Origin of the sequence: Nocardia sp. NPDC049526, assembly GCF_044465765.1 — a bacterium.
Classification (GTDB): Bacteria; Actinomycetota; Actinomycetes; order Mycobacteriales; family Mycobacteriaceae; genus Nocardia.
Map to the genome: position 1 here is coordinate 341,405 of NZ_JBITMA010000004.1, position 26,680 is coordinate 368,084.

A 26,680-nucleotide genomic window follows, 5' to 3' on the forward strand; every position below is an offset into this window, starting at 1 on the left:
GGCCGAGCTGGATCCTCTACCGATGCCCACACCCACCGCCCCGACGGCGTGTTTTTGGCCGGAATCCGCTGAAATGCCTTGTGCAGCAACACTACCCGCGCTCACATAGGGGTTCGCTACGATAGAGATGTGCGGATCGGAGTAGGGCTCTCCACCGCGCCGGGAGCGTGGCAGGCAGGAGCAGAAGCCGCAGCGCACGCCTGCGATCAGATCGCGGGTGAGACGCCGTCGCTTGCTGTGCTGCTGGCATCCCGAGCACATACCGACGATGCCTCGGCGGTACTCGCCGGAGTCCACCAGACGGTCCAGGTGCCCGCACTCGTCGGATGCGTGGCGCAGGCGATCGTAGCCGGTCGCCGTGAGATCGAGGACGAGCCCGCGGTGGCGGTATGGCTGGCATCCGGATTGCCCGCCGCCGAGACCTTCCAGCTCGACTTCGTCCGCACGGCGACCGGAGGGCTACTCGCGGGCTACCGCTTCGACACCACCGCACGCGACTTCCACCTGCTGCTGCCGGACCCGTTCTCGTTCCCCGCCGACATTCTGCTCGAGCACCTGAATACCGATCTGCCAGGCACCACGGTGATGGGCGGGCTGGTGAGCGGCGCGGGGGGACCGGGCGGCTGCCGGTTGTTCTGCGACCACGATGTGGTGACCTCCGGCGCGGTCGGCGTGCGAGTTCCCGGACTGCACGGTGTCCCCATCGTGTCGCAGGGCTGCCGACCGATCGGGTATCCGTATATCGTCACCGGCGCGCGTGGCGCGCTGATCACCGAATTGGGCGGCCGACCGCCGATCGTGCGGTTGCGCGAGATCGTCGAGGTGCTGCCACCCGACCAGCAGGAACTGGTGACACACGGGTTGCAGATCGGCATCGTGGTCGACGAGCATCTGGCAGTACCCGGGCAGGGCGATTTCCTGATCCGTGGCCTCCTCGGTGCCGACCCGTCGAGCGGCGCGCTCGAGATCGGCGAGCTCGTCGAGGTCGGCACGACCGTGCAGTTCCAGGTCCGCGACGCGGTCGGGGCGGACGAAGATCTGCGTGCGGCCCTCGTCCGAGCGGGTTCGGACCTGCCAGGACACCCGGCGGGTGCGTTGCTGTTCACCTGCAACGGACGGGGTCGCCGGATGTTCGGGGTCGCGAACCACGACGCCGCCCTGATCGAGGACTTGCTCGACGGCATACCGCTCGCGGGCATCTTCGCCGCCGGCGAGATCGGTCCCATCGCCGGGCGCAATGCGTTGCACGGATTCACGGCAGCGATGGCGGTATTCGTCGAATGAGCGTCGACCTGCGGGTCTACGCCGAGCTGAACGATTTCCTACGGCCCGGCGAGCGGTACGCGGTGCTGCGTCGACCGTTCCGTCCGCACCAGAGCGTGAAGGACGTCATCGAGGCGGCCGGCATCCCGCACACCGAGGTCGACCTGGTTCTGGTCAACGGTCAACCGGTCACCTTCGGCCTGCGCCCCCGCGAAGGCGATCGGATCACCGCCTATCCCGTATTCGAGACCCTGGACATCGGCCGGGTTACCAGGGTGCGCCCACACCCACTGCGCGAGCCGCGCTTCGTCGCCGACGTCAATCTCGGTGGCCTCGCCAAGCTGATGCGGCTGATGGGCCTGGATGTGCACTGTCGATGGGACGCCGACGACGCCGCACTCGCCGAACTGTCGGCGGCCGAGCACCGGATCCTGCTCACCCGCGACCGTGGACTGCTGAAGCGGCGCAACGTAACTCACGGCGTGTACATCAGATCGGACCAGCCGGTCGATCAGATCGTCGAGGTGATCCGACGGTTGGATCTCGTCGAGCACTTGGCGCCGTTCACCCGCTGCCTGCGCTGCGGTGGCGCTGTTGTCGCGGTCGCCAAAGCCGAGGTCGAAGATCGGCTGCAACCGCTCACCCGCCGCCATTACGAGGCGTTTCGGAAGTGCCGCGGCTGCGGGCGGATCTATTGGGAGGGATCGCACCAGGTCCGGCTCGACGCCACCGTGGACGCGATCCGCACCAGCCTGCACCAATCCTGACCCCACCTCGCAACCCGGCGCGAAGCGCCTTCGCCACGACGATTTCCCGATCCCGCAGCAGTTCGTCGACGACCTGAGCGAGATGACATACCACGCCCGCACCGCGACCGCGGCGGCCAGCAGCGACTACCTGAACCAGCGGACCCTCCCGGACCGGCTGACCGCCCTCGGCAAACCCCTGCTGGTGATCTTCGGTGAACAGGATCGCCGGTGGCGCTTCGCTACCTCCACCGCCGAATACCGCACCGTTCCCGGCGCGACGGTGGTAACCATGCCGGGCGTCGGCCACTCACCCCTGGTCGAGGATCCCACCCGAACCGCCGAAATCCTGTTGTCCTTCACCGGAATCCACGTCTCCTGAGGCGGACCGAGCGCCGTGATCGTGATGGCGGGAACCGCGGCGGGACATGGCGCCCGCTCGCGCGGGGATCGAGGCGGCACTGAACGCACGGGCGTCGAAAGCCGCTCCGAGACAACGCACGGAAATGCCGTGCAACACCCGGCCGCCAGGCCGCCCGACACGGCCGCGGCTGGCCTGCTCGCGCTCGGCCGGATCGTCGACGGCGTTGTCGATGAGCTCGGTGCGGACGTAGCCAGGGGAGATCGACGTCGTCCGCAGAACCCCGTCGGTGCTCTCCTGCCGCAGGCCCTCCAAGAGGGTGCGTACCGCGTTCTTCGTCCCGGCGTACACCGCCTGGGTGGGGACGATCTTCAGACCGGAGGTCGACACGACGGTGACGAGGTGACCATTGCCCTGACGGCGGAACACCGGCAGGGCCGCGGCGATCCCGTGCAGAATCCCCTTGACATTCACATCGACCATCGCGGACCAACCCTCGACGTCGAGATCGGCAACGGGGCCGATCCTGCTGATCCCGGCGTTGCCCACCAAGACGTCCAGACGGCCGAAGCGCTCGACGGCGAGGGTGACGAGCGACTGGAGGTCGTCGGGATCGGTGACGTCCACGCGCCTGGCGACCGCCTCGCCACCAGCGGCTTCGATCTCGGCAACCAGTCGTTCCAGCCGTTCGGTGCGGCGGGCACCGAGTACGACGGCCGCACCGAGTGAGGCGAGGTGGCGAGCTGTCGCTTCACCGATTCCGCTGCTGGCGCCGGTAATGGCGACAACCTTGCCGTGGATGGTCATGAAGATCCTCCGCCTAGAATGGACACATGTCCGGTTATACCGACGACCTTAGCGGACACCTGTCCGCTTCTGTCGAGAGCGGCGGAACGCGGCGTGCGGATGCACAGCGCAACCGCGAACGAATCCTCCAAGCGGCACGCGATCTGGTGCACGAGCCGGGAGAGCTGAAGCTCAACGCGGTCGCGAAGGCCTGCGGCATCGGGCAGGGCACGCTGTACCGGCACTTCCCGACACGAGAGGACCTCCTCGCCGAGGTGTACCGCCGTGATGTGGACGACCTGGTCGCCGCGGCTCCGCGACTGCTGGCAACTCACCAGCCGCTGGATGCGTTGGCGGCGTGGTTCGACCGGGTGGCCGCCTACGCCCGGGTCAAGCGCGATGTGTTCGCCGCCGTCGAGGCGGCGACATGGCGCGACCTCGTCGCTCACAGCCTCGGCCCGATCGGTGAGGCCGTAGAACTGCTACTGGCCGCCGGCCGCTCGACCGGCAGCGTCCGCGCCGATGCCGAAGCCCGCGACGTCATCGTGCTCATCAGCTGGTTGTCGCGGCTGGACGACGCCGAACTCGACGCACGAGGGCCGCGGTTGCTGTCGATCCTCGTCGACGGTCTGCGCGCCCACCGCCCCTGAGACGCATGCGCCCGGGCGTGCTCATGACGTTGAGCGGCTGACCGAATGCCATCAGCTCGTCATTGCCGACGCACAACGTTCAGCCGGATAACCGGGCCCATCCCAACTCATCTGGAATCACGCCCGCGGATCGTTTACCGGGTCTCACCGGTCATCGTTCTCGCCATATCCCCAGCGCTTGGACAGCTCGCCGAGGGAAACCGGCAAGTCGTAGACCGCGGTGTCAGTGCTCGGCAGCTGGATGCGCCCGCTGTGAATCTTGTCCCGCCAGTCCCCCAGGTTGGGCTCGTAAGCCCCATGATCGTAATTTCCGTAGTCGAGCATCGTCGGCTCATAATCGACGCCGATAAAGCGACATAAATCGCTGCAGACGAGATCAGGCGTTTCGAGAAGATTCTCGTATCGGACTTCTATCGAATCGGGATGCGTCGCCGCCGCTTCCAATCCTTCCGACCATTGCAATATCGAGTCGCATGCTTCCTCGACTTCGGAAGCGATTCCGGAGTTCAAGTACGAGAGGCAGATGTCGACCGGATTTCTATAGAGAATGATGAATCTAGCATCGGGCCAGCACGACAGTATCTGCTCGTATATCAGTATGTTGCCCGGAGTTTTTTCGACCAGGAATCTCTTCCCGCTCGCCATCAGTTGTCGATACAAGAGTTGATCCCAGAGCATGAATTTCAGGTCGTGTTGTCCCAAGTGGAGCCGATCGATCGACAGCCTTGCGCCGTCTATCGCTTCCACGTGGATAGAGCGGAGGTGCAACTCGTGCGGAGAATATATTTCGGAATGTGAATCGAGGACGCATCTCAGCAGGGTCGATCCAGATCTCATCAGGGATAGGATGAACGTAGGACTCTGCACGAATCGGCTTTCCGAATCGACGAGGCCGAAAACGCGCCGCCGTGACCCGAGAGTATTGTCGGCTTCGCCTCGGACGGGTCCTTTCATGAGATGGTCCGATCATCGAGCAGGTTTTCCCACGGCCGACCGGTAGCGATACTTCGCGAGACGGTATCGAACTTCTCATCAGCTGCCACCGGTTCCAAGACCGGGTAGGTAACCCGGATGGATTCATCCGATACTTGGACGACTTTCATTCCATGATCCTGCAATTCGGCTCGGAGCAGCACTCCGGACGTTTCGGAGGACAGCAGCAGGAGACTGTCGATGTTGTCTGCATTCCGTGTCAGAATGAGCAACCCGAGATCAGGATCATGAGCCGCGGCGGTCAACGATCCAGCACCGGCGAGGCCCGCCTTTGCCATTGCCGCGGCGGCGAAGTCGAGCGTGACCGGTGCGGCGCGCGCCAAATACCGTCTTCCCATGCGACCCAGCAGGGCGAACTTGGTGATTCTCCGGTATCGCGCCGGATCTTCGCGCGCAGTGCCGTCGAAGAACTCGAGTTCGGCCTGGAACCGATCGAGCACCTCGACATCGGCCACATCCCAGTCCAGACCGTTGCTGTAGCTGGGGAATCCGGTCCGGTATACGTAGGTGTGCTCGACGGGTTTGGCTACCTGTGCCCCTGCGTTCACCATCCGCAGCCACAGATCCCAGTCCTCCGCGTAGGTGATTTTCCGATCGCGATATCCGCCGACGTCCTCGTACAGCCGACGACTGTAGAGTGCACCGACCAAAACGTAGTTGCGCATGAGGATCTGGTCGAGGTGACCGACCCCCGGTCGTGGGTGCGCGTCGTGCATCCGGTCGACACACAACTTCAATCCGCCATACCAATGCAGCGCACGTGGGCTGATCAACCCGGGGCGTTCCAGGTATGTCCGACGTAGCGCGGCCAGGTGAGCAGGTGTCACGAAATCATCCGCATCCAACTGCGCCACCAGCTCGGTATCCATCAGGGCTATCCCCGTCGCGCGAGCTGCCCCGATCCCACACCTGTGTTCGTGACGGACAACTTTGATCGGGAGCACGCCCCGCCAGCGGTGCGCAACCGCATAGGTGGCATCCTGCGAACCATCGTCGACGACGACCACCTCTCGAGGTGGCTGCGTCTGCATCGCGAGCGAATACAGCGCACGGTCGAGGCAGCCAGCCATGTTGTACGCCGGAATGATCACACCGACCGTTGCTTCTTCAAGCACAGGTAATGGTGACACGATCTCGGACCGGGCACTACAGCCGCGGGCGGCGGTCGAGACATCAGTGCGCTGGCTCTGATCCTGCACTGCTGATAGGCCAGGCGACTCGGCAAAGGCGCCCGAAGTCGTTCTGGTGCCGCCGAGCCCAATCGCCGAGCCGGACGCGAAGAAGCTCGCCGAGCCCGCCATCTACGAACGCACGAAAATGCCGATGAGCGAGTCGTTCTAGGGCTGCCCTAGCTCGTCGTCCCGTGCTTCGAGCGTTTCCACGAGCGCCGACGCGATGAGGGCCACGGCCCGATCATCGTCGTGAGCCAGTTGCCGCAGGGTATCCAGCGCGATGGTTCCCGGCATCTCGGCGAGTGCCTGGGTCAGTCGTATCCGCACCGCCGAGTCCGCTTTGTGTGCGGTGAACTCGTCGACCAGCGCTCTCATGATCCGGTCTGCCCACTTCGCGTCTCGCGCCAACGTTCCCAAGAGCTCGGCCGCCTCGACATCGTTCGGACCCTCGACCACCGTGCCGACAAGTTCCGGCACAGCCCGGGTCACGCCCCGCGCACCCAGTGCGAGAGCAGCATGTCTACGGACCGTCGTGTCCGCGTCCGCGAGCGCTTCCGTGAGCACCGCGGTCGCCTCGTCGCCCGGTAGCTCGGCGAGCGCCAGGACCGCGCGCCGCCGGACGTCTACATCCGCCGAGACCATGCCGGCTGCCACGCTCGCCACACCGTCACCGCCCGCCCGGGTGAGGGCCCACCGCAGGGCCCCGGCAACGTTCGGATCGGATTCGGTGAGGACCGCCTCGGCCAGCAGCTCGGCGGGCACCGACATGTCCTCGGCCGAAGCCAGGACGGCCTGCTGCCGCCGGGCGGCATTCTGCGAACCGAGTCCGTGCAGGAGCTCGACGATGCGCAAGACGTCCTGCCAGTCGGAGGGCTCGGCCGCATCGACCGTACGGAGCCGCTCGAGGAGTTCTCGCTCCCGGTTCAGTCGCTCTTCGGTCTTTCGGATGAGGTCGCCGACCAGTCCGGACGGGGTGAATCCGGGGCCGTCGAGAGCGCGTCCGATCTGGCTCAGTGACAGCCCCAGGGACCGCAACCCCTCCACATGGAAGATCCGCCGGATATCTTCGGGAGAGTATTCGCGGTAGCCACCCACGGTGCGGCCCGTCGGTCGTACCAGCCCGAGGGAGTCGTAGTGCCTGAGCATCCGGGCGCTCACCCCCGAGCGGCGCGCCACCTCACCGATCAGCACGCAGTTGTCTCCTCCCGGTCCGGACCGAGTGCGACGACCCTTCTCGCCGCACCGACGGCGAGGTCGAATCCGGCATCCGGGTCACGCAGTAGCCGCTCCGTGGCGCTCGCATGCGCACGCACCGTCGGGTCGTGACTTGCCAGCGCCTTTTGCAGGACCGGCTCGACCACGTCGCCGAGCGCGACGAGGGCGCGGCTCAGACTCAGTCGTACCTCCCGGTCACCGCGGCCGAATTGCGTGGCCAGCTCCGCGGCCAGCCCTTGCTTCTCCCCGTCGGGCACGAGAACGACAGCAGCGCGCCATGCACTCCGCGCGACCTCGTCGTCGGCGTCGTGCAGCAATGACCGCGTGATTGCGGGCCATGCGTCCCTGTCCCCGATCTTGGACAGCGTGTGCAGCGCTTGGCTCCGGGCCTGTGCGCGTTCGGAACGGAGTTCCGCGCGGAGTTTCGGAACCGTGATCTCCGACGGGAGACGGGTCAGCGCCCACGTGAGCATGTCGCGCACAAAGAAGTCCGGCTCGATCGCGCACCGCTCTATGAGCGCATCGACGAAACCGGGCTCGGGATGCGTGCCGACTGCCAGAGCCGCCTCGAGCCGCGTCGACGAGTTCCTAGCCGCCAACGCGTCGAGCAGTCGCATGTCCTGTGGATTCCTGTGTGTCGAATTAATGGGGACCACCTCCGACAGCCAGTGAAGGCCTTCACACAGTGACAATGTCAAGCGCACGGGCAACAAGCCGTGGACATCGCAGTACTCCATCGCATCGGTGGCCCGAGCGGTCGCCTGCACTCCTCTGCCGCTGGGCGCTCGATCCCTGAATGGTGCAGCGGACGCGGGCAGCGGGGCGGCACGCAGGTGCGTTGCGGCTCGGAGGTGCGTTATCGTCGGCTCCCGAAGGGATATGCCAGCTGCCGAAAGGCAGTCTGTCTGGCGTTCAGTGCTGACCTGAAGTGCGGTATCAGGGAGGAATTGTGGACATTACCCAGCTGATCCTCGATGACCACCATGAACAGCGGCGGCTGTTCGCAATCCTGGAGCAGATCGATCGCGCGGAGACCGGTGCGCTTTCCGCGATCTGGGACAGACTGGCCGCCTTCCTCGAACTGCACGCGCAGGCGGAAGAGGAGATCTTCTACCCCGAGTTGCTGCAGGCGGGTATCGCTGCCCGCCGCGCGGGCGGGGTGGAGGACGAGACACTCGACGCTATCCACGACCACAACGAGATCAGGGATGCGATCGCCGAAGTGGCGCATCATCAGGTCGGCACCGAGGACTGGTACGCGGCCGTCGCGGCGGCGAACTCGGCCAACAGCGATCACATGGCCGAGGAAGAACGCGAGGGCCTCACCGACTTTCGCCGCATGGCCGGGCTGGCGCGCCGCCACCAGCTGGCCGTCGCGTTCGCCGCTTACGAAGCGCGCAACTACGCCGGTGTCCAGCCCGTGGACAAGGATCCCGTCAGCTACATCCGCGAAGCAGAGAAGAAGCTGCGGACCGCTGCGAGCGGTTCGCTGAGTGTCGGCACCCTGAAGCGGAACTGACCGGAAGACCCGCCGCGGCCGTCAGTATCGCGACATCGCCTCATGCCGCATTCCGCGCTGACCGAACCGGCGAGCGCGGGACGTCCGAACAGCAACGCGCCGAGGTTATCTCGGGCCGTCGCAGTACGCGGTCATGCCGACTATCACTCGCAAGGGTGGCCGCTGTTCCCTTGACCGACGTGGCTGTGCGAGAGGTGTTCACCGCAGCGGGCGGCGTTCATGAGACCCGGGACGATGACATTCTCATGGCTAGGTCGTATCCGCTGGACAGCTCTGCTGCCTCACCGGAGGCCGAGCGCTGCCGAACATCCTGCCCAAGGGCCCCAGCCCTGAGCGGCGAGCACGTGCTCGGCGACGGCGATCTGCTGCTCACGGGTGGCTTTATCGGCAGTCTGCGCATACGCGGCACCGCCATATGCGGCCCATGTGCCCGGCGAGAACTGCAGACCGCCCTGAAACCCGTTGCCAGTGTTGATACTCCAATTACCGCCCGACTCACACGCGGCGAGGCTATCCCATTCCTGATCGCTAGCGGCGGAAGCCTGGCCAATGGATACCATGCCTGCCCCGCCGATGATCGCGCTGGTGGCGACGATCTTTTTGAGTGGGGTGCCCAAAGCGCTCATATCGCAGTTCCTTTCGAGTCAGCAAACCTATACAGGTGTCCAAGCATGAAAGGTGATCACTGGATCTTTTGCGGCCGTTCGAGTCTGCGCTGGACGCGGTGAGCTCGAGTGACAGTCCTCGATATCGTGTCCACATCGAAATACAAACCCATGTCGTGCGTGAACCCATTGGCAGCCCTTGGTCGGTCGAAAAGCGGCGGCGACCGACCGGATGAATGACGGTGTGCAAGCGCGGTAATGCCGAGGTCATGAAACACAATGGCGTGTGATCGCCTGGGCCTGCATGAATCCAGCCAATGGCTGACTTTTCTCACGTTTTCCAGCGTTCCGCACGCGCGGTCTCGCCGAAGCGGTGCGTGTAGTCGATCGACTGCCGAAAACCCCGCTACCAGCTCGAGTATCGAGACCTGCCGCCCGGCTCCGGATGGCTACCCGGCTCAGAAAACGGGTCCGCGCCACTCATCGCGATGTCGGAAACCCGCATAGGCCATAAAATCCCGCAATGGCAAGGGGTTGAACAACAAGTTCAGGAATTGTCGAAAACCCACCAGGTCGCTTTAGCCGGCGATGACCTGGCCGAGAAGTACCCACGTGCCTACGGCGGGATCGATCCTCCGATCAATGGGCGACCACGTCCTCGCCGAGGAATCCACCCGACTGGTACCGCCACAGCTGCGCGTATGTTCCTTTCGCAGAGAGCAACTCCTCATGTGTTCCCTCCTCGACGATTCGGCCTTGGTCGAGCACCACCAGCCGGTCCATTCCGGCCACAGTGCTCAGCCGATGCGCGACGACCAGCGCCGTACGCCCTTGCATCAACTCCCAGAGCGCTTGCTGCACAAGCAATTCGCTTTCCGAGTCGAGGGCGCTGGTCGCCTCGTCCAGGAGCAGGATGGGCGCGTCTCGGATGATGGCCCGAGCCAGCGCGACCCGCTGACGCTGGCCCCCGGACAGTTTCACGCCGCGCTCGCCGATGAGCGTTTCCATACCCTGCGGCAGGGCGTCCGCGAACTCGGTGACGTGCGCGGCCTTGGCGGCCCGCAGGATCTCCTCGTCCGTGGCGTTCGGGCGGGCGAACCGGATGTTCTCGCTGAGGGTCCGGTGAAACATGGCCGGATCCTGTGGCACATAGGCGATCAAACTGCGCAGATCCGCCTGCCGCGTCCGCGCTATGTCCTGCCCGCCGATGCGTATGGTTCCGGACTGGATATCCATCAACCGCAGAAGTAGTTGGGTGATGGTGGTCTTGCCACCACCGGATCGCCCGACCAGGCCTACCTTGGTGCCGCTGGGCACGTGCAGATCCAATTCGTGAAACAGCTGCCGCGCACCGCCATACGCGAAGTTCACTCTCTCGAACCGCACGTCGAAACCCTTGGGCCGCAGTGGTTCCGGATGTTCGGTATCGAGCACCTTCGGTTCGTCCAGCAGCAGTTCGGTGAACTGCGCCGCCTCGGTGAGCACGGTCTCCAACCGCCGGTAGATCTGGTTGAACCGGAACATGATCCCGGTGGCGTTGAAGTAGTAGGTGAATGCCACCACAATGGTCTCCACCCCCGCATTCCCGCCGCTGAGACCCAATGCGATCAGGAGGCCGATCACGTTGGTGAGCGCCACCAGCGGCGCCACCAGCGTATCTATCCGCAGGTTCGCATAATCCCAGGAGCGCAACGACTTTCGCCGCGACGAGGCCACCCGCCGCCGATGCTCGGCAGCCTCCTGTGGTTCGGCAGCGAAGGCGCGCACCACCTGCATATTGGCCAAACTGTCGGCCAGATGCCCGGAAACCAGCGCAATGGCGGCTTCTCGGTCGTCCACCAGCTTCTGGCGGCGCTGGATCAAGGGCAAGATGACCAGCGCGGTCACCACGATCATCCCCATCAGCACGGCGACCAGCATGGGGTTGTAGCGCCACAACACAACCGAGGCGAACAGAAGCGGGACCAGGGCCGCCAGAATCTCGAAGGCGAGGGTGTCCACGAACTGTTCGAACCGAGCCGCGAAGCTGACCGAGCGCTTCGTCAGCGAACCGGCGAAGTTGTTGTGGAAGAACGCCGCGTCCTTGGCGAGCAACTCGTCCATGGCAACGACATACAGGTGCTCGATTCCGTAGGCGTCGACACGGTTCAAGCAGTGAATCCCGATGCGCCACAACAGTTCCGCGAGCAGCAGGACGCCGCCGAAGGCGAGGGTGTACGAAGCCAGAGCCCCGAAACTCGTATCCCCGGTCACCGCGACCCGGCCGACCATCATGGCGACGATCAGCGGTGCGATGTACAGGTTGCAGATATTGCCGAGCGCCGGCCCGAGCAGCGCCGGAATCGTTGTGGCCTTGCGAGAGGCCATTTCTCGGCCATAAAAACGCAGCACCAGCTTTACCGCCGTCGCGCGTGAACTCATGCTCCCCCTCGTCTCGAATTGAACGAGCGACACAGGTGAGCAATGATCCCGCGTCCAGGCGGATTACGGCCACCGAATATTCGCCGCGCGCGAGCTGGGTCCACTCTCCGACACGTGCACCCCCTCACCGGGTGACGGGATGTCTCCCGCACCGGGGCACGGGACTGGCTTGGTCGCCGTATTTCGGCACAACCGAGTGATCGCGGGTTTCGACTCAGCGGTCAAGCCACTGATGCGCGACCTCACCCTCGGGCCTCATCCACGGGAAACCTCTCGCTCATCATCATGCTGATGCGCAACAGCCCTTCGGCACGCACGATCTGTTCCTCATCACCGATCCGGCGGAAGAACTCGAGCGCGCCCTTCGCGTATCCAGCGGCTTCGTCGTACCGCTGGAACTGCAGAAGGCCCGCACCGAGGTTCACCGCTGAGCTCGCCGCATACCAGAAGTCACCGCTGGCCTCGTAGTCCGCAATCGCTTGGACATAGTGTCGTCTGCCCTCTGCCAGGTCGCCGAGCATGAGCAGGCACATGCCGAGCTGGTTGTGGGCGGGGGCCGTGTCCGCTCGAGCCCAGTGCGGAGTCGCGGCGAGCGCGCGTTCGAGCCAGCCGACTGCATCGCGTATCAACGGCTTTCGTTCCTCCGCGGCGTCGGGAGGTAGTCGGTTCGCCTTGGCCAACGCGATATTGCCGAGCTGGCCGCAGCTTTTCGCGCGACCTTGGAAGTCCTTTTCCGCACGCAACCGGTAGCTTTCGAGCGCGGTTTGCTCGGCCATGTCCAGGTCCAGAATGTCCGGCAGACGGCAGTGCGCGTCGGAGATCTTGCCCAAGGTGCGTGCCATACTTGGTCCGTCGTCGATCCCGGCGAAGAAGTCCAGCGCCCGGTGGTAGGCGTCGAGGCAGCCGGGGCTGCCCGCCGCGGCGAGGATCTGTCCCAGGTCGTCGTAGGAGACACCGAGACTCCGGACGAGATCGGCCCGGAGTAGTTGAAGCGCCCGCGAGCGTGCGGCCGGGTCGTCGTAGCGGTCGAGAAAGTTCTTGGCCTGCGGATTACGCGACCAGTCCGGCGGATCCTCGAGAAGGTCGGAAAACGATTCGAGATCACGTTTGATCCGCAGTTGCTGGAGGCGGAACGCCAGCCCGAGTTCACGGTTGCGCATGCCCCGCTGCACGAGCAACTCCGTATAGACGTCCCACAGATTCTCCCGGCCCTGCCTGGGCTCCTCGGTGTCCGGGAGCATGACGTGGTCGCGGAGAGCGTCGAGTATGCGATCCCAGGTGCCGAACCGGTGCTCACTCTCGTAAAGCACGCGGAGTCCGGACAGCACGCCGACCATCGCGAACCACTGCCCGTCCTCGACGCAGATCCGATACGCGTGCAACAGGTTGTCCTCGTGTGCACGTGCCCAGCCGACCGCACCCACGGCACCCTGACTGCGCCAGTCCGTGTTGTACTTCTCGCCCAGCGCCGCGACACTCCACACGTACCGTTCCCGTAGATCGTCTTCGCGCTGCTCGACCAGGTCTGACACGACCGGATGCAGCATCCACACCCCGCCGGTCACCTGCTGCGCGGCACCGATCGCGCTGAGCCGCTCCAGTACCGGGCGACAACGGATTTCCTCGAGTCCCGTAAAATGCAAGAGGGCGAGATCGGTGAAGCCCTGACACAATGCCAGGACACGAAGCACCTCGTCATCGACGTTGCCCAGCGCCGACCGCAGGGAGCCGACCAGGTCACCAGCGACAACCTGCTGGTGGCCGGACAGTGTACAGTCGACCAGCGCTTCGAGAATCATGGGATTTCCCCGGCTGGCGCCGGCGACCTCCAGCCACTGGCCCACATCCGTGAGCGGTTCGCTCCGTGCCGCCAGCAACTCGGCGATGAGGCCGATCCGGTCCTCGGACCGAAGCGGCGGCAACGACAGCTGAGCGGCGTCCGGGAGCCAGTCGTGCTCCTCGCGACGTGAAGTGAGCAAGAGCCGGACGCCTGAATCACTCAGACGCGCAAGGAGTTCCGCGTACGGTCCCGGCTCGGCCACCGTCTCCACGTTGTCCCACACCCACAGTTCGGGGCGCAGGCCGTGCAGCTCGGCGGCCGCCTTGTCCAACAGGTCGTCGGGGCTCTTCAGTTGGCGGAAGGACGACCACAGCACAGCGCCGCGTCCCCCCGCGGTATCGGCATACCACCGCACGAATTCGGCTGCTACTACGGACTTTCCCGAGCCCGCCAGGCCATGCAACACGACCACGGGGTGTTCGTCGAACGCGCGATCCAGCCGGAGCAGAACATCGTCCCGACCGACGACACCGACCGCAGGTGGAGGCGGTACGGCTGCGTCCACCTGCCACGCCGGTGCGGGTTCGGCCGTAGCACTGGGGAGGAACCGCACCGGCCGCGCTTCGAATACGAGCGGGACCGACCAGTCTGCGAATGATCGGGACCGGCCCAGCACCGTGCGAACTGGCTCGTCGGCGAGTCCACGACGAGCGGCCGAGACCGACTCCCCCAATGTGCCGCCCGCGACAAGACCTTCGTAAACCCGGCCGACCACAGCGGTCGCGGTCGCGACATAGACGTTGTAGTGCATGGCGACCACGCCGGGGACGCCGCAACCGAGGACCTCGCTGGCAAAGGACGGGAAGGCCGCGACCGCGGACTCCCTCTCGTGCTCGGTGGGCCCGACCACCGCCGTGGTGTCCTCGGGTCGTTCGGCTGCGGCGTGCGCGGACCTGCAAGCGTTGAGTCCGAGGATACGGACCCCCGTAGCCGCGAGTAACTTGCCGAGTGTCGCACCCGGCACCAATTGGCCCTCCGAGTTCCCGCCCGGGTCTTCGAATACCACGTAGCCGCGTGGCCGCGATGTCGCGCCGACTGGCCTGGGTACCAGGTCGGTATACCGTCCGTGCCCGTCGAAATGCACCACCTGGAGTGGCCTGCCGTCGGCGTGCGCCGCCCCCAACCTGTCCCGCAGCGCCCGGAAGGTCGGCGGCCGCAGGACTTCGACCTCGACACCCATGCGACGCAATGACCGCACCAGCGGTTGCGCAACGCTGCGAAACGGGACGTCCTCATTGCCCGCTGGACGTGCAACCACCAACAGGACACGCAGCGGGTTGTCGTCGTTGCTTTCATCGGTCACCTTGTCGATGACCGGCACCCGGACAAACGATGCTGCGCGCAGGGCAAGCGGCGAGCCGTCCGGCAGGCGCAGAAGTTCCCAAGGCAACATATCGCCTTCCGGGGTGCGGTCCTCGATCTCGACCCGCATGCCGTCGAGCAACGGTTCCGCAGCGCGCCACAAGGATTCGGCCGGCTCCCTCGCGAAGATCGCATCGAACCACGACCTGCCGAGCTCGCGCATCCGATGCTCGATCGAGACGGTAAGCTCCTCGCCCGCCGGCGTCGGATACTCCAGATAGTCCTCGAAGTACCACCGCAGATTGGCGCGGTCGCGTGCACTGAGCTGCGGTGTCCATGACACGGAGACGTCAACGCCGCCGAAGGAGACGGTTACGGTTCCGTCTGCCACGGTCAGGCGCAGGTCAGCCATCAGCGGATCGGCTCACGCCCAGGACAATGTAGTTGTACGGCAACAACATCGTCTTGTCTTCACGATGTGCGATCTGCCCTGTCGCGGGATAGAAACGCCACTCGCCCCAGTCCCAGGCCAGCTCATCCGTCTCCGGAATCTGCACCGCCACATACGACCCCTCGGCCAGCGCGGCACGGGTCGACACCCCGCTGAAGCCGAGGCCGAGATGAAAGTCCTGCACGGGCACGTTGTTCCGGCGTTGCGCGAGCGCCTTGGTGAGGCCAACCGACATCTCACCGAGCAGCCCGACAGCCGGGTGCAGAACCGACCCCAGCGCCAAGCCGCGCTGGAACATCGCGGAGTCGAGGCACGCGATCAACGCCTCGTCATCGTCGTTCTTGACATTGACCGTGTAGCAACGGAAGGAGATGCCCTCACCACCGACTCGGAGCCCGGTGAAGATCGGGTAGCCGAGCACGGCCGCTTGCTCACCTTCACGCACCCGCTGGGCGAGACTGAAGTGGCACACCTCCTCGCCGTCGGAGGCGTGGTGGTCCGCGCGGAACGTGAACAGTACGTGGTGGCCGCCCCGGCCGGGATAGTCCGCGACGCGCAGCCGGTCGAGACTGATCGTGACGGCCGCTCCCCGCAGCGTGGGGTCCGCGGCAACGTCGCCCGCATGCCGGATGGGCAGCGGCGCCGACACGTCGCCACTGCGAATTCCGATGTGCCCAAACGCATGTGCGGTGTGCAGCCAGCTGCGAGACAGAAACCGCCGATTTGCGAACACGGTTTCGTTGCGGGTACTGGGAGACCCCGCGATGGCGTCCGCGAGCTCGACCTCATCGATCGCGCGCAGCACGGGCTCCATACTGGCGGGTTTCCAACTGCCGATCACAGGCGAGAAGTCGTTCACGGTGGGAGGGTGCACCTTCCGTCATCGTCCGGGCCTGCGCGATGTGTGATCTGATCCCGGCATCCAGAATCAGCATGCCGCACGGCGACGACCCGTTGTTCGTTTCGCCGCGAATCGCACCCAGTCTGCCAATCCGTGGCACTCAGTGCCTGGCTGTCGTGGTTGTGCACAGACGGCTCTCAGTACGGCGGATAGGCTCGGCAACCCTGCAATGACGACGTGGGGGTCTGTCGAGGCGCAACAGAGTTTCGAGCCCTGTGCACCCCTCACAACTCCGTTTCATCGCGAGTCTCCAATCACGACATAGGATTTCGCCAGGATCCGTACGGCAACATGAACACCCGGAGCGGATATTGATCCAGCTCAGGTACGACGGCGTATGCGGTCGTGGTTCATCGAGAAACCGTTCGATACGTAAGTGCCCCGCGGCGTTTCGTGGCAGCCGGATGCGTTCTTCGACCGGTCGGACACCGGTGGAGGTGTTCTGCCAGGAACTGGTGGCTACCTCCCCGGACTCGTGGTGTGCAACCGGTCATCGCCCCGGCGGCACCGGCATGGCGGGCGGCATGGCGGCCGCGATGTGTTCGCCGAGGTTATGACGCCGGGTGACGACCAGTTTGATTTCGCCACCGAAATCTGGTGTTGCGCCTGGCTTTTGGAACAGGATCACGCCGAGATCGGCGACAGCGGCGCCGAGTGATCGGATTCGCTTGTGCGATCGGCCTTTGCACACGATCCGGATGTCGGGTTGGCCAGCATTCGCAGCGGTCCGGGTGAGGTCCGGGTCGCCGCGGCGTGGATAGCGGGCGCCGATCTGGGCGATGAGCTGGCCGTATTCGTCACCGGTAGTGACCTATTCGATGATGCTGATCGGGTCCGGGTACTTGTCGAGTACGGTTTCGGCCCATTCCCAGGCGAATTCGTCCGGTGTGAGGGTCCAGGCCGTCCGGACCCACATCACCGAGGGATTCGAACCTGACGACCCAATCGGCGAGGCTAGGACTCTTGGGTAACGCTGAACAGCAGTGTCGGCTCGATGAGGATGTCGCGGCCGGTTTCGCTCTTGTAGATCTCATCGACGCTGCCGAAGCGCGCCTCGGCATAGTTGAGGCTCAGCAGGTTCGCGGCGCGACGGACCGCCGCTTCGTCCGGGCCCTCGATCTCCAAGAACGTCGGCAGATCTGGCCACGTATCGAGGTCGAATACTACGTCGCCCAGCTGCCACTCCTCGCGGAAGTTTTCCTGGTAGCGGACCTCGCGCAGGCCGAGGTGTGCCAGGATCTCGGCCATGGCGTCCAAGTCACCGACGGTCGTTTCGATCTCGGTGGTGCCGTCGATGGTGCTGGCATCGGTGACTTGCTTGAGAGTGAGTGTTGACCGGGAGCCCTCGTTGCGCAGACGTACCCACGCGCCGCGGGCGAGCGTGTCGTTATCGAATATTTTGCGGGTCAATAGTGTTCGCGGGAACAACTGCGTGGCGCCGAGGGCCGTGAGCGCGGCGCGCACGGCGTCGACGTCGATTGCCAAGAACTTGGCTTCGTATTCATGCTTCATCGAGGCTGGATCCGCCTTTCGTAGGTCGTTCGGGTACTTCGCCGCCAAGAGCACGCACATCCGGTGCGTGTGGTCACGGGGCCGGCCGACATGCGCGCATTCGATGAACGGGCCGGTCTGCAATGTGAGTAGCACGTTTCATGTGTCAGTAGCGAAGTGGACCGCGAGTTGTTCGGGGGTGGTGTAGTGCTCGATCCGATCATGCCGGGCCTCGACGGGCATCATGAAATCCGCACCAGAACAAACCGGTTCGGTGACAGCAACCGGTCGGTTCTCGAATCCGGTTGCAACACACCATTTTCGATATGTCACACGCATTCCGCATGTTCACCAACGGCAGTTCGTGGGCGGCGGGCTGAAGGTCGATCTGTGCCCGACAACGCCATCTCACACCTATCGGAAAGCGCGCTACGAACCGAATCCCAACGCCCCCACATGAACTCGAACTCGAAGCTCGATCCGTGCGCGGTACTGGGAATCGTCGGCCAGCTCCCACTTGCCATACGGCAGAGACGGACAGAAGGTCGTGCGCGAAAGCACAGTCAAGTGGGCAATCCGAAACGTAACTGGTGAGGTCGCCGGTCACGTCGACCAAGTCGCCGTCACCGGCACGAAGGAGATGCGCTCCGACTCGGCCGGCAGCGATTCGACCTGAGACCGCTCAGAATCAGTGCGCCGCTCCGTCTGCATTCATATGAAGCTCACCGTTCAGACGTTCCTGACCCTCGACGGCGTGATGCAGGCCCCCGGCGGGCCCGAGGAAGATCCCAGCGACGCCTTCACCCACGGCGGCTGGCAGGCCCCCTTCCCGGACCAAGCAGTCGGCGAGTTCGTCACCGAGCTCAACAGCCACGCCAGCGCGTTCCTGTTCGGTCGCAGAACGTTCGACATCTTCCGCGGCTACTGGCCTGATCAAACCGACCCCGGCAACCCCATCGCCACCGCGATCAACTCGCTGCCCAAGTACGTCGTGTCCAACTCGCTCAGCGAGGCCGCTGCCGCGTGGCGCGGCGAGTACCCCGGCACCGCTCGCCTCCTGACCGGCGACATCGTCGCGGCGGTGCAGGCGCTCAAGGACGAACCCGGCGACGAGCTGCAGATCTGGGGAAGCGGCAAACTGCTCCAGACGCTGTTGCAGCACGAACTCGTCGACCGCTTCCGCCTGATGACATTTCCACTGGTGCTCGGCTCCGGTCGCCGCTTGTTCAACGACGGCATCCTCCCGGCGACGATGCGCCCGGTCGAGCTCACCGTGACCGATCTCGGCATCGTCCTCGGCACCTACGAACCAGCCGGCCCGGTTCGCCACGGCCAGATGTAACCGGCTGAGGCGATGGCCGTGCCAGGCCGTCAGATCACGGCTGGCCATCACCGTGGCGATGACGGCAACGCGCACCGGTCTGATGACGGTCAGCCGGTTGATCCAACCCCGAGCACACGTCCTCGATCGACACCATCCACGCCGTAGCCCAAGCCCTGAAACTCGACGTGCGCGATGTCGCGCGCGAAGCAGAGCTGGACGACGGGAATGGTCCGGTATCCGCCGCCCGCCTCTATTACGCTGATGCCGAACGCGCGGCAATGATGTGGAAGTGCGGGTGACTGGGTTGTCGGATCTGCTCCTTGGTGTCGACATGGGTACGGGCAGCACCAAGGGGGTGCTGACAACCAGCGACGGCAGGATTCTCGCGACGGCGGTCCGAAAACACGGCATGAGCCTTCCTCGGCCGGGCTGGGCAGAGGTAGATGCAGAGACCATCTGGTGGGGCGATCTGGTCGAGGTATGCCGGGAACTCGTTCCCCATATCGCAGAGCATCATCTAGCCGGCATATGCGTCAGTGGCGTCGGTCCGTGTCTGCTGCTGTGTGACCAGGATTTGCGCCCGGTCCGGTCGGCGATTCTCTACGGAATCGACATGCGGGCTACGGCGGAGATAACCGAACTCACCGACCGACTCGGTGCCGACAAAGTGCTGCAGCGTTGCGGTAAAGCTCTGTCGACCCAAGCAGTGGGACCGAAAATGCTGTGGGTGGCGCGCAACGAGCCGGACGTGTGGCGACGGGCCACCCGGTGGTACAACTCCAGCTCATATGCCGTCGCAAAACTGACCGGGGCCTACGTGCTCGACCACCATACGGCCAGCCAGAGCGACCCGCTGTACGACCTGCGCGGGCAGGATTGGGCGCAGGATTGGATCGGCGATATCGTCGGGCATCTCGAGATGCCGCAGATCGTTTGGCCACATGAAGTTGTCGGCGCAATAACGTCAGTGGCCGCACAGGAGACGGGTCTGCCCGCCGGGACTCCCGTCTGCGCGGGTACCGTCGATGCCTGGAGTGAGGCTTTCAGCGCCGGGGTACGGCGACCCGGGGACGTGATGCTGATGTACGGCTCGACGATGTTCTTCGTCCAGGTTCTGCCTACCCTCCAAACCCACCCGCTGCTATGGACAACCTCTGGCATCGAGCCGGGGCAGTTCACGCTCGCCGCGGGAATGTCGACCTCAGGGTCGCTCACTTCATGGGTTCAGCAGTTGACCGGGGACGTGCCGTTCGAACAGCTCATCGCCGAGGCGGCGGCCGTGCCGCCTGGATCCGACGGCCTGGTACTCCTGCCGTACTTCGCTGGTGAGCGCACGCCGATCTTCGACCCGAGAGCGCGTGGCGTCGTCGCCGGACTCAGTCTGCGGCACGGGCGGGGCCACCTCTTCCGTGCTGCATACGAGGGCATCGCCTACGGCATCCGGCAGATCATCGAGTTTCTCGACAGCGAGCTGACCCCGATCGAACGGCTCGTGGCTGTCGGCGGCGGAACGCAGGGTGGCTTGTGGACTCAGATCGTCAGCGACGTCGTCGGCCGACCCCAGGTGGTACCGACCCAAACCGTGGGCGCGAGCTACGGCGACGCACTGCTCGCCGCGATCGGAACCGGCCTGGTTCCACCGGAGACCGACTGGGCGACCGTCGGTCAACTCATCGAACCGAACCCCCGCACCCGGGCACTTTACGACGACCTGTTCGGCGTCTACGACAGCCTGTACGGAGCGACGAAGCCGCTCGTGCACACGCTGTCCTCCATCCAGGAGTCCCCCTTCACCGAGTGACTCCGCACATGCCGGACCGATGTTCGCGACATGCAAGTCGGGCCGCGATCGGCCCCACTTACTTCGGAGGATTGTTGGACGCCGGCGCGGACCTCATGCCTGTCCGTGCGAGACGCGAGATCGGCGCGCCAATGAATCGATGAGTACCGCCAGGGCAAGGACAGCACCGGTGATCATGAACCGCGGGGCCGACGACAGATTCAGCAATGTCAACCCATTCGAGATGGACTGGATCACGAGGATCCCCAGCAGGGCTGAATACGCTGATCCTCGACCACCGAAAAGGCTTGTACCGCCGATGACCGCGGCGGCGATGGCGTTGAGATTGACGTCGCCGGTGCCGGCACTCTGGCTGGCCGAGGCCAGCCGGGCCGCCATGAAAATACCTCCGAGCGCCGCGAGCGTGCCGGTGAGCACGAACGCAGACGTATAGACCCGGTTGACGTTGATGCCGGCCCGGCGCGCGGCCTCGACGCTGCCGCCGACCGCGAACATGTGCCTTCCCCAGCGGGTCCGGGTCAGGGCATAGTTCGCCACAACCACCGCGATGACGAAGACCATGAACATCCACGGCACTCCATTGTCCTGGTTGAGATACCAGGCGGCGGCAAGGAAGACGACCAGCAGCACACCGCTCTTGATCAGCCGGGACTGCACCGACGGCCGGGATAGATTGGCCCGTGCCCGTTCTCGGATGTTCGCCAGACCCGCGACGAGCACGCCGACCGCAGCGACGACGCAGATTACATAAGCCACAGCGGGTGGCAGGAACTGCTGCTGGCCGAAGGTCACCAGCTGCGAACCGTACGGGAGGTTGATCGACCCGTGGCTGCCGAGCAGCTGAAGCTGAAGTCCGAGGAAGGCGAGCAGGCCGGCCAGAGTCACAACGAAGCTCGGCATACCGAATCGGGTATAGACCAGTGAATAGAGCAGCCCGATCAGCGCGCCGCTGAGCAGGGCCGCTAGGACGGCCACCGGCATGGGCCAGCCCTTGTTGACCCACAGGACTCCGAGGAACGCCGCCGAGAGACCGCTTAAGGAACCCACCGACAGGTCGATCTCCCCGAGAATCAGGACCAGCACGATGCCCAGGGAGATCATTCCGACGGCCGCACTGTCGTAGAGCAGGTTGACCAGGTTCGTCGAGGTGAGGAAGACCGGGTTCAGGGTCTGGAAGACAACGGCGATGCCGACCAGACCGACGAGGACAGGGAGCGCTCCCAGGTCACCGGAGCGCACGCGGCGACCGAATCCGGTGATCATCCCGCCGACGCCGCCCACACCGACGGTTACCCGGCTGTCCTGGCGGTCGAGTTCGGTGCGCTCGGCCGTCTCGGACTTCGTGGACGTTTCCGTCTGACTCATGACAGCTCCTCTGCGGTGTTCGGAACAGCCGCGTCGACCTCGACCGCTCGCCGGGCCGATCGGCGAGCGACGACGTTGTCCGTGGCGCCCGTGATTGCCGCGACAAGCTCGTGGTTGCTCACATCCGGACCGAAGGTTCCGTTGTTGCGGCCGAGCCGGAGCACCACGATCCTGTCCGCGACCGCCCGAACGTCCTCCATGTTGTGACTGATCATGATGACGCCGAGCCCCTTCGCGCGGACCCGTTCGATCAGGTTGAGGACTTCCGCGGTTTGCGCCACCCCCAGGGCGGCAGTCGGCTCGTCGAGCATGATGAGCCGGGGGTTGACCAGCAGCGACCGGGCGATAGCGACGGTTTGGCGCTGACCACCCGACAGCGACGCGATGGGGACGCGAACGCTCGGGATCCGAGCCGATAGCTCCCCGAGCAGCTCCCAGGACCGGGTCTCCATCTCGACTTCGCTGAGCCGCGTCCGACCGAGTTCTCGGCCGAGAAACAGGTTGGCGACGACGTCGAGGTTCTCACAGAGCGCGAGATCCTGGAAAACGGTGGCGATGCCGAGTTCGAGTGCCGCGTTCGGCGAGGGAATTGTGACGGGCTTTCCGTCGAAGAAGAGCTCACCGGAGTCGGGCTGATGGACACCGGACAGGACCTTGACCAGGGTGGACTTACCCGCCCCGTTATCGCCGACGAGGGCGACCACCTCACCGGCGTGGACTTCCATGTCGATGTCGGTCAGCGCGGAGACCGCGCCGAAAGTCTTGCCGATACTGCGAAGGCTGAGCACCGGTGTCGTGGACGATGTTGCCGTGGCTGTCATATGAACTCTATCGATGACGTGAAGGCGGTTTCAGGAGATCCCCAGTGCTGTGCACCCGGTGGCATAGGCACCAGTGCACAGCTCCGCCGCGGTGTTGATCTTGGCGTCGACGATGTCGGCCTTCAGATTGTCCCGTGTGACGACCTTAGGCACGAAGAGCATGGTCGGGGCCTTGAAGACGGTTGTCAGGTTGCCGCCACCGACGGCCTCGACCTGCTTGCCCTCGACGAGATCGACGACGACTTCAGCTGCCGCGGCGGCAACTATCTCGCTCGGCTTGGAGATCGTGTTGTACTGGTCACCCGAGATCACGAGCTGGAGCCCGGCGTTGGTTGCGTCGTTACCAGTTACCGGCGGGACAGGCTTGACGTTCGCGGCCTTCAACGCGGCAATGGCACCACCGGCCGTCCCGTCGTTGGCCGCGACGATCCCGCCGATCTGACCCCCGAACCGGGAGACCTGGCCGGCGACCCACTGCTGAGCAGCGGTCGGCTCCCAGTCAGGGGTGTCGTACTCGGCGAGCGTCGCGTACCCGCCGCTGGCGAGGCCTTCGTGGATACCCTTCTTGATCAGACCTGCTGCCGCGTCGGTCGGTGAGCCGTTGACCTCCAGGATCCCTTTGTCGGTCGGGACGCCGGTGTCCTTCATGTGCTTGACGAGCGATTCGGCGATCGCCTTGCCGATGGCCTCGTTATCGAAGGACACGTAGTAATCGACCTTCGCGTCCGGGATGGGCCGATCGTAGGCAACGACCTTGATTCCCCTGGCCTGAGCACGTGACACCATGGAGGCCGCGGCGGTGGAGTCGACCGGATCGATCACGATGGCCTTGACGCCCTGCGAGATGGCGGCGTCGAACTGCTGCTGCTGTTTCGCTGCGTCAGCGTTGGCATTGTTGTAGAGCGCCGTACAGCTCGCGCACAACTTGCTGAGCGCAGCCTTGAAGCCCGGCGCATCGTGCTGCTCATACCGGGTCGATGCCTGGTCCGGCATGAGGAAGGCGACCTTCGCACCATCGATACCGCCGGTAGCGGTTGTGGCGTTCTTACCCGAGCTGCACGCCGCCAGCGGCAGGGTGAGGGCAATAGCGAGGACAATGGCGGCCCGGGTCGTCTTGATAACGTTCATAACGATGTCTTTCCGATCTGATGTGATGTCCGGGTGGCAGTGGGCGACCATGGTTCGGCCGGTCGCGAGCCGATCGTTTCCGTCAGCCTGAGCCGACCGATCAGGGAATGAGTGAGACCTTGATCGACTCCTTGCCCGACGCGACGAGGTCGAGTCCGCGCGCAAACTCCGCAATCGGCAGCTGGTGGGTGCAGATGTCGTCGAGCGGGAGCTTGCCGCCCTCGATGAGCCGGATCGCAGCAGGCCAGCAGTTCGGTCCTAGATGGGCGCCGCGCACGTCGAGTTCCTTGTCATCGCTGATGATCGTCCAATCGACGGTCACCGCCTCCTTGAAGACGCTGTATTCGATAAAGCGACCGAGCTTGCGCAGCAGGTTGAGGCCCTGGATCACCGCCGAAGGGTGCCCGGTCGCCTCGAGGTAGACATCGGCGCCATAACCACCGGTAAGTTCTCGAACGCGGGCAACGGGATCTTGCTTGCTGATGTCGATCGTCATCGTGGCCCCGGCGCGCGCCGCAAGCTCCAGCTTGCGCGGCTCCATGTCCAGAGCAATGACCTGGGCCGGAGACTTCGCCGCCGCACCCGCGACCATGCCGAGGCCGATGGGCCCGCACCCGGCGACGACAACCACATCGGAGAATGTGATCTCGGCCCGTTCGACGGCGTGGAGCGCGCAAGACAGCGGCTCCGCGAAGGCCGCGTGCGCAGGGGGAATGTCAGCGCTGATCCGATGGACCAGAGAACCCTGCGTGATGACCATGTACTCCTGCATGCCGCCGTGGGTTGCGCGCTTGAAGCCGTAGATGTCGTGCACCTGACACATGTGGTAGTTGCCCTCGGCACAGTAGCGGCAGTTCCAGCACGGAACGATCTGCTCGACGACGATGCGATCGCCGACCTCGACGCCCCAGCGCTCGCGAGCGGCATCGTCGAGCTCGACGACCCGCCCGGTGATCTCATGCCCCGGTACGACCTCCGTCTCCGCCCATGCCGCCCGGTTTTCGTCACCCCAGAACTTCGATGCGCCGTGGTAGCACTTCAGGTCGCTCGCGCAAATGCCGACGGCCTCGACGCGGATGAGTGCCTCTCCTGGTCTCCGCGACGGGACCGGCAACTTCTCCAGCCGGTAATCAGCGGGACCGTGACACACCACCGCCTGCATCGTGTCACCAGCGGCCGACCCGGCGCGTTGTCGATCAGTCACGAGGGACTCCTTACTGCCTGCCACCTCCCGAGGGAGGCGTGTTCTATGTCACTATAGACATCGGTGAACAAATGTACAGCACGAATGTTCAGACCCGATCGAATACTCTGAACATCTGCACACCGATTCGCACGGAAGGAGGATGCCGATGAGAGACCGAGCAGCCGGGAGTATCGAGGCGGGTGCCCGCCGCCGGTTTCCTCCCGGATTGGTGTACCAGGCTGCGCGGCTGTACTACCTGGACAACGCGACTCAGGCCGAGATCGCACACCAGATCGGTACCAGCCGTGCGACCGTGAGTCGTCTCCTCGCCGAAGCGCGCGAGACCGGCATCGTCCAGGTCACAGTCCGCAACCCGGAGAAGCGGGCGCTGACCGACCTCGAGCATGATCTCCGCCAGGCGCTTGGACTAACTGCGGCATACGTGACACCGGAGTCCCCAGGCGTCGAATTGGGGACGCTGCTCGCTCCCCGCGTCGCCGACGCGCTCACCGAATCGCAACTGCGCCCCGGAGACACGCTTCTAGTGTCAACCGGCGCAACGGTATTCGCAGTCGCACGTCACGATCTGCCACAGCTGCCCGGCGTCCTCCTGTGCCCGACAGTCGGCGGTATCGAAGAGCCGGAGGCGCACTACCAGTCGAACGAGATCACGCGGGCGCTGGCGCTGCGGGTCGGTGGAGCCCCCGTCATGCTGTACGCCCCCGCCATGCCGACCCCGACCCTGCACGAAGCGTTGATGAGCGACCCACAGATCCAACGGGTCCAGCAACTGTGGCGGTCTGCGCGCGCCGCACTGCTCGGGATCGGTGCTCCACCGCTGCACCGCTCGTCGCTGCCGAGCGTCATCTCGGCGCGGGAGGCATCGCTCGAGCACGCCGTCGGTGACATCTGCGCCCGGCCCTACGGACCCGACGGAGCGCCGATCGAGTCCAGTGGGTTCGAGCGCCTCATCGCCGTCCCGCTAGAGGACCTCCCGCGCATTCCGCACACAATCGGCGTGGCCATCGGCCAAGACAAGGTGGACTCCATCCTCGTTGCGGCGCGCGCCGGCTACGTGAACACCCTCGTGACCGACAGCCCGACGGCGGAGGGTCTCCTCAGAGCGGCTGCCGTCAGATAGACGACCGCCACGACCGGCACAGCACCGGTGGGCTCGACCACGGACCACGCTCGGGCTCGACATGAGCGAGCGGCCGACCCGCCAGGCCCTCCAACGTCCCGGAACCCGAAAACTATGTCCGAACTCCGCAACAACTGGATCTGGCACGGATTGCGTGATTGATCCGCCTCGGAGTGCGAACGGGCTGTTGATGGCTCA

At 64.9% G+C, this 26,680-nt stretch carries 21 protein-coding genes and 1 pseudogene; 8 read left to right on the plus strand and 14 right to left on the minus strand.

Annotated features, from left to right (window positions below; translation table 11 throughout):
* The first annotated feature begins 129 nt into the window (after positions 1-129).
* From ACIBW7_RS15170 to ACIBW7_RS15180, 3 genes are read left to right on the plus strand one after another with little or no spacing between them, the layout of a single operon-like run.
* Positions 130-1,284, plus strand: coding sequence for an FIST N-terminal domain-containing protein (locus tag ACIBW7_RS15170; RefSeq protein ID WP_397046824.1), 1,155 nt, complete (start codon positions 130-132; stop codon positions 1,282-1,284).
* The gene (locus tag ACIBW7_RS15175) at positions 1,281-2,030 is read left to right on the plus strand and encodes a Mut7-C RNAse domain-containing protein (RefSeq protein WP_397046825.1); all 750 of its coding nucleotides are present in this window, start codon (positions 1,281-1,283) and stop codon (positions 2,028-2,030) included. The genes ACIBW7_RS15170 and ACIBW7_RS15175 overlap by 4 nt, the downstream gene beginning before the upstream one ends.
* The gene (locus tag ACIBW7_RS15180; protein ID WP_397047081.1) at positions 1,957-2,391 is read left to right on the plus strand and encodes an alpha/beta fold hydrolase; all 435 of its coding nucleotides are present in this window, start codon (positions 1,957-1,959) and stop codon (positions 2,389-2,391) included. The genes ACIBW7_RS15175 and ACIBW7_RS15180 overlap by 74 nt, the downstream gene beginning before the upstream one ends.
* On the opposite strand, the gene ACIBW7_RS15185 is transcribed toward ACIBW7_RS15180, so the two are convergent.
* The gene (locus ACIBW7_RS15185) at positions 2,320-3,177 is read right to left on the minus strand and encodes an SDR family oxidoreductase (RefSeq protein WP_397046826.1); all 858 of its coding nucleotides are present in this window, start codon (positions 3,175-3,177) and stop codon (positions 2,320-2,322) included. The two genes, ACIBW7_RS15180 and ACIBW7_RS15185, sit on opposite strands and share 72 nt — an antisense overlap.
* A 26-nt stretch (positions 3,178-3,203) precedes the next feature.
* Between ACIBW7_RS15185 and ACIBW7_RS15190 the strand changes: the two genes are divergently transcribed.
* Positions 3,204-3,806, plus strand: coding sequence for a TetR/AcrR family transcriptional regulator (locus ACIBW7_RS15190; protein WP_397046827.1), 603 nt, complete (start codon positions 3,204-3,206; stop codon positions 3,804-3,806).
* A 144-nt stretch (positions 3,807-3,950) separates the two neighbouring features.
* On the opposite strand, the gene ACIBW7_RS15195 is transcribed toward ACIBW7_RS15190, so the two are convergent.
* The 4 genes from ACIBW7_RS15195 to ACIBW7_RS15210 all read right to left on the minus strand — a co-directional run bounded on the left by ACIBW7_RS15195 (position 3,951) and on the right by ACIBW7_RS15210 (position 7,803).
* Positions 3,951-4,760: a sulfotransferase family protein gene (locus tag ACIBW7_RS15195; protein WP_397046828.1), complete on the minus strand. Its 810-nt coding sequence runs from the start codon at positions 4,758-4,760 to the stop codon at positions 3,951-3,953.
* The gene (locus ACIBW7_RS15200) at positions 4,757-5,998 is read right to left on the minus strand and encodes a glycosyltransferase family 2 protein (RefSeq protein ID WP_397046829.1); all 1,242 of its coding nucleotides are present in this window, start codon (positions 5,996-5,998) and stop codon (positions 4,757-4,759) included. Before ACIBW7_RS15200 ends, ACIBW7_RS15195 begins: the two co-directional genes overlap by 4 nt.
* 138 nt (positions 5,999-6,136) lie before the next feature.
* Positions 6,137-7,162 (minus strand): MerR family transcriptional regulator, encoded by a 1,026-nt coding sequence (locus tag ACIBW7_RS15205; protein ID WP_397046830.1) that lies wholly within the window; start codon positions 7,160-7,162, stop codon positions 6,137-6,139.
* Complete coding sequence (locus tag ACIBW7_RS15210) at positions 7,156-7,803, minus strand: HEAT repeat domain-containing protein (protein WP_397046831.1); 648 nt, start codon at positions 7,801-7,803, stop codon at positions 7,156-7,158. The genes ACIBW7_RS15205 and ACIBW7_RS15210 overlap by 7 nt, the downstream gene beginning before the upstream one ends.
* A 332-nt stretch (positions 7,804-8,135) precedes the next feature.
* On the opposite strand from ACIBW7_RS15210, the gene ACIBW7_RS15215 reads away from it, so the two are divergent.
* Positions 8,136-8,705: a hemerythrin domain-containing protein gene (locus tag ACIBW7_RS15215; protein WP_397046832.1), complete on the plus strand. Its 570-nt coding sequence runs from the start codon at positions 8,136-8,138 to the stop codon at positions 8,703-8,705.
* A 287-nt stretch (positions 8,706-8,992) separates the two neighbouring features.
* On the opposite strand, the pseudogene ACIBW7_RS15220 reads toward ACIBW7_RS15215, so the two are convergent.
* The 5 genes and pseudogenes from ACIBW7_RS15220 to ACIBW7_RS15240 all read right to left on the minus strand — a co-directional run.
* Positions 8,993-9,331 (minus strand): annotated as a pseudogene (locus ACIBW7_RS15220) (transglycosylase family protein); the annotation flags it as partial.
* Positions 9,332-9,949: 618 nt separating this feature from the next.
* Positions 9,950-11,731, minus strand: coding sequence for an ABC transporter ATP-binding protein (locus ACIBW7_RS15225; RefSeq protein ID WP_397046833.1), 1,782 nt, complete (start codon positions 11,729-11,731; stop codon positions 9,950-9,952).
* A gap of 242 nt (positions 11,732-11,973) precedes the next feature.
* Entirely contained in the window at positions 11,974-15,285 is a 3,312-nt protein-coding gene (locus ACIBW7_RS15230) for a CHAT domain-containing protein (RefSeq protein WP_397046834.1), read from the minus strand.
* Positions 15,278-16,183 carry a hypothetical protein gene (locus ACIBW7_RS15235; RefSeq protein ID WP_397046835.1) on the minus strand — a complete coding sequence of 302 codons (906 nt, stop codon included), beginning with the start codon at positions 16,181-16,183 and terminating at the stop codon, positions 15,278-15,280. The genes ACIBW7_RS15230 and ACIBW7_RS15235 overlap by 8 nt, the downstream gene beginning before the upstream one ends.
* Before the next feature lie 996 nt (positions 16,184-17,179).
* On the minus strand, positions 17,180-17,737 hold the full coding sequence (locus tag ACIBW7_RS15240; protein ID WP_397046836.1) for a class IV adenylate cyclase: 558 nt from the start codon (positions 17,735-17,737) through the stop codon (positions 17,180-17,182).
* A gap of 694 nt (positions 17,738-18,431) precedes the next feature.
* On the opposite strand from ACIBW7_RS15240, the gene ACIBW7_RS15245 reads away from it, so the two are divergent.
* Both ACIBW7_RS15245 and ACIBW7_RS15250 read left to right on the plus strand, forming a co-directional pair.
* Positions 18,432-19,058: a dihydrofolate reductase family protein gene (locus ACIBW7_RS15245; RefSeq protein WP_397046837.1), complete on the plus strand. Its 627-nt coding sequence runs from the start codon at positions 18,432-18,434 to the stop codon at positions 19,056-19,058.
* Positions 19,059-19,335: 277 nt separating this feature from the next.
* The gene (locus tag ACIBW7_RS15250; RefSeq protein ID WP_397046838.1) at positions 19,336-20,841 is read left to right on the plus strand and encodes an FGGY-family carbohydrate kinase; all 1,506 of its coding nucleotides are present in this window, start codon (positions 19,336-19,338) and stop codon (positions 20,839-20,841) included.
* 93 nt (positions 20,842-20,934) lie between these two features.
* On the opposite strand, the gene ACIBW7_RS15255 is transcribed toward ACIBW7_RS15250, so the two are convergent.
* From ACIBW7_RS15255 to ACIBW7_RS15270, 4 genes are all read right to left on the minus strand, one after another.
* Entirely contained in the window at positions 20,935-22,206 is a 1,272-nt protein-coding gene (locus ACIBW7_RS15255) for a sugar ABC transporter permease (protein ID WP_397046839.1), read from the minus strand.
* Positions 22,203-23,027, minus strand: a complete 825-nt coding sequence (locus ACIBW7_RS15260) for an ATP-binding cassette domain-containing protein (RefSeq protein WP_397046840.1) — start codon at positions 23,025-23,027, stop codon at positions 22,203-22,205. The genes ACIBW7_RS15255 and ACIBW7_RS15260 overlap by 4 nt, the downstream gene beginning before the upstream one ends.
* Positions 23,028-23,057: 30 nt before the next feature.
* Complete coding sequence (locus tag ACIBW7_RS15265; RefSeq protein WP_397046841.1) at positions 23,058-24,020, minus strand: substrate-binding domain-containing protein; 963 nt, start codon at positions 24,018-24,020, stop codon at positions 23,058-23,060.
* A gap of 235 nt (positions 24,021-24,255) precedes the next feature.
* Positions 24,256-25,317 carry an alcohol dehydrogenase catalytic domain-containing protein gene (locus tag ACIBW7_RS15270; protein ID WP_397047082.1) on the minus strand — a complete coding sequence of 354 codons (1,062 nt, stop codon included), beginning with the start codon at positions 25,315-25,317 and terminating at the stop codon, positions 24,256-24,258.
* Positions 25,318-25,507: 190 nt separating this feature from the next.
* Between ACIBW7_RS15270 and ACIBW7_RS15275 the strand changes: the two genes are divergently transcribed.
* Complete coding sequence (locus ACIBW7_RS15275) at positions 25,508-26,482, plus strand: sugar-binding transcriptional regulator (RefSeq protein ID WP_397046842.1); 975 nt, start codon at positions 25,508-25,510, stop codon at positions 26,480-26,482.
* Positions 26,483-26,680: the final 198 nt, after the last annotated feature.

Bases quoted from the DNA above. Each gene is read 5' to 3' on its own strand.
- ACIBW7_RS15175 (WP_397046825.1), top strand. From the start codon at position 1,281: ATGAGCGTCGACCTGCGGGTCTACGCCGAGCTGAACGATTTCCTACGG.
- ACIBW7_RS15185 (WP_397046826.1), bottom strand. From the start codon at position 3,177: ATGACCATCCACGGCAAGGTTGTCGCCATTACCGGCGCCAGCAGCGGA.
- ACIBW7_RS15190 (WP_397046827.1), top strand. From the start codon at position 3,204: ATGTCCGGTTATACCGACGACCTTAGCGGACACCTGTCCGCTTCTGTC.
- ACIBW7_RS15195 (WP_397046828.1), bottom strand. From the start codon at position 4,760: ATGAAAGGACCCGTCCGAGGCGAAGCCGACAATACTCTCGGGTCACGG.
- ACIBW7_RS15210 (WP_397046831.1), bottom strand. From the start codon at position 7,803: ATGCGACTGCTCGACGCGTTGGCGGCTAGGAACTCGTCGACGCGGCTC.
- ACIBW7_RS15225 (WP_397046833.1), bottom strand. From the start codon at position 11,731: ATGAGTTCACGCGCGACGGCGGTAAAGCTGGTGCTGCGTTTTTATGGC.
- ACIBW7_RS15230 (WP_397046834.1), bottom strand. From the start codon at position 15,285: ATGGCTGACCTGCGCCTGACCGTGGCAGACGGAACCGTAACCGTCTCC.
- ACIBW7_RS15240 (WP_397046836.1), bottom strand. From the start codon at position 17,737: ATGAAGCATGAATACGAAGCCAAGTTCTTGGCAATCGACGTCGACGCC.
- ACIBW7_RS15245 (WP_397046837.1), top strand. From the start codon at position 18,432: ATGAAGCTCACCGTTCAGACGTTCCTGACCCTCGACGGCGTGATGCAG.
- ACIBW7_RS15255 (WP_397046839.1), bottom strand. From the start codon at position 22,206: ATGAGTCAGACGGAAACGTCCACGAAGTCCGAGACGGCCGAGCGCACC.
- ACIBW7_RS15260 (WP_397046840.1), bottom strand. From the start codon at position 23,027: ATGACAGCCACGGCAACATCGTCCACGACACCGGTGCTCAGCCTTCGC.
- ACIBW7_RS15265 (WP_397046841.1), bottom strand. From the start codon at position 24,020: ATGCCGGACCAGGCATCGACCCGGTATGAGCAGCACGATGCGCCGGGC.
- ACIBW7_RS15270 (WP_397047082.1), bottom strand. From the start codon at position 25,317: ATGCAGGCGGTGGTGTGTCACGGTCCCGCTGATTACCGGCTGGAGAAG.
- ACIBW7_RS15275 (WP_397046842.1), top strand. From the start codon at position 25,508: ATGAGAGACCGAGCAGCCGGGAGTATCGAGGCGGGTGCCCGCCGCCGG.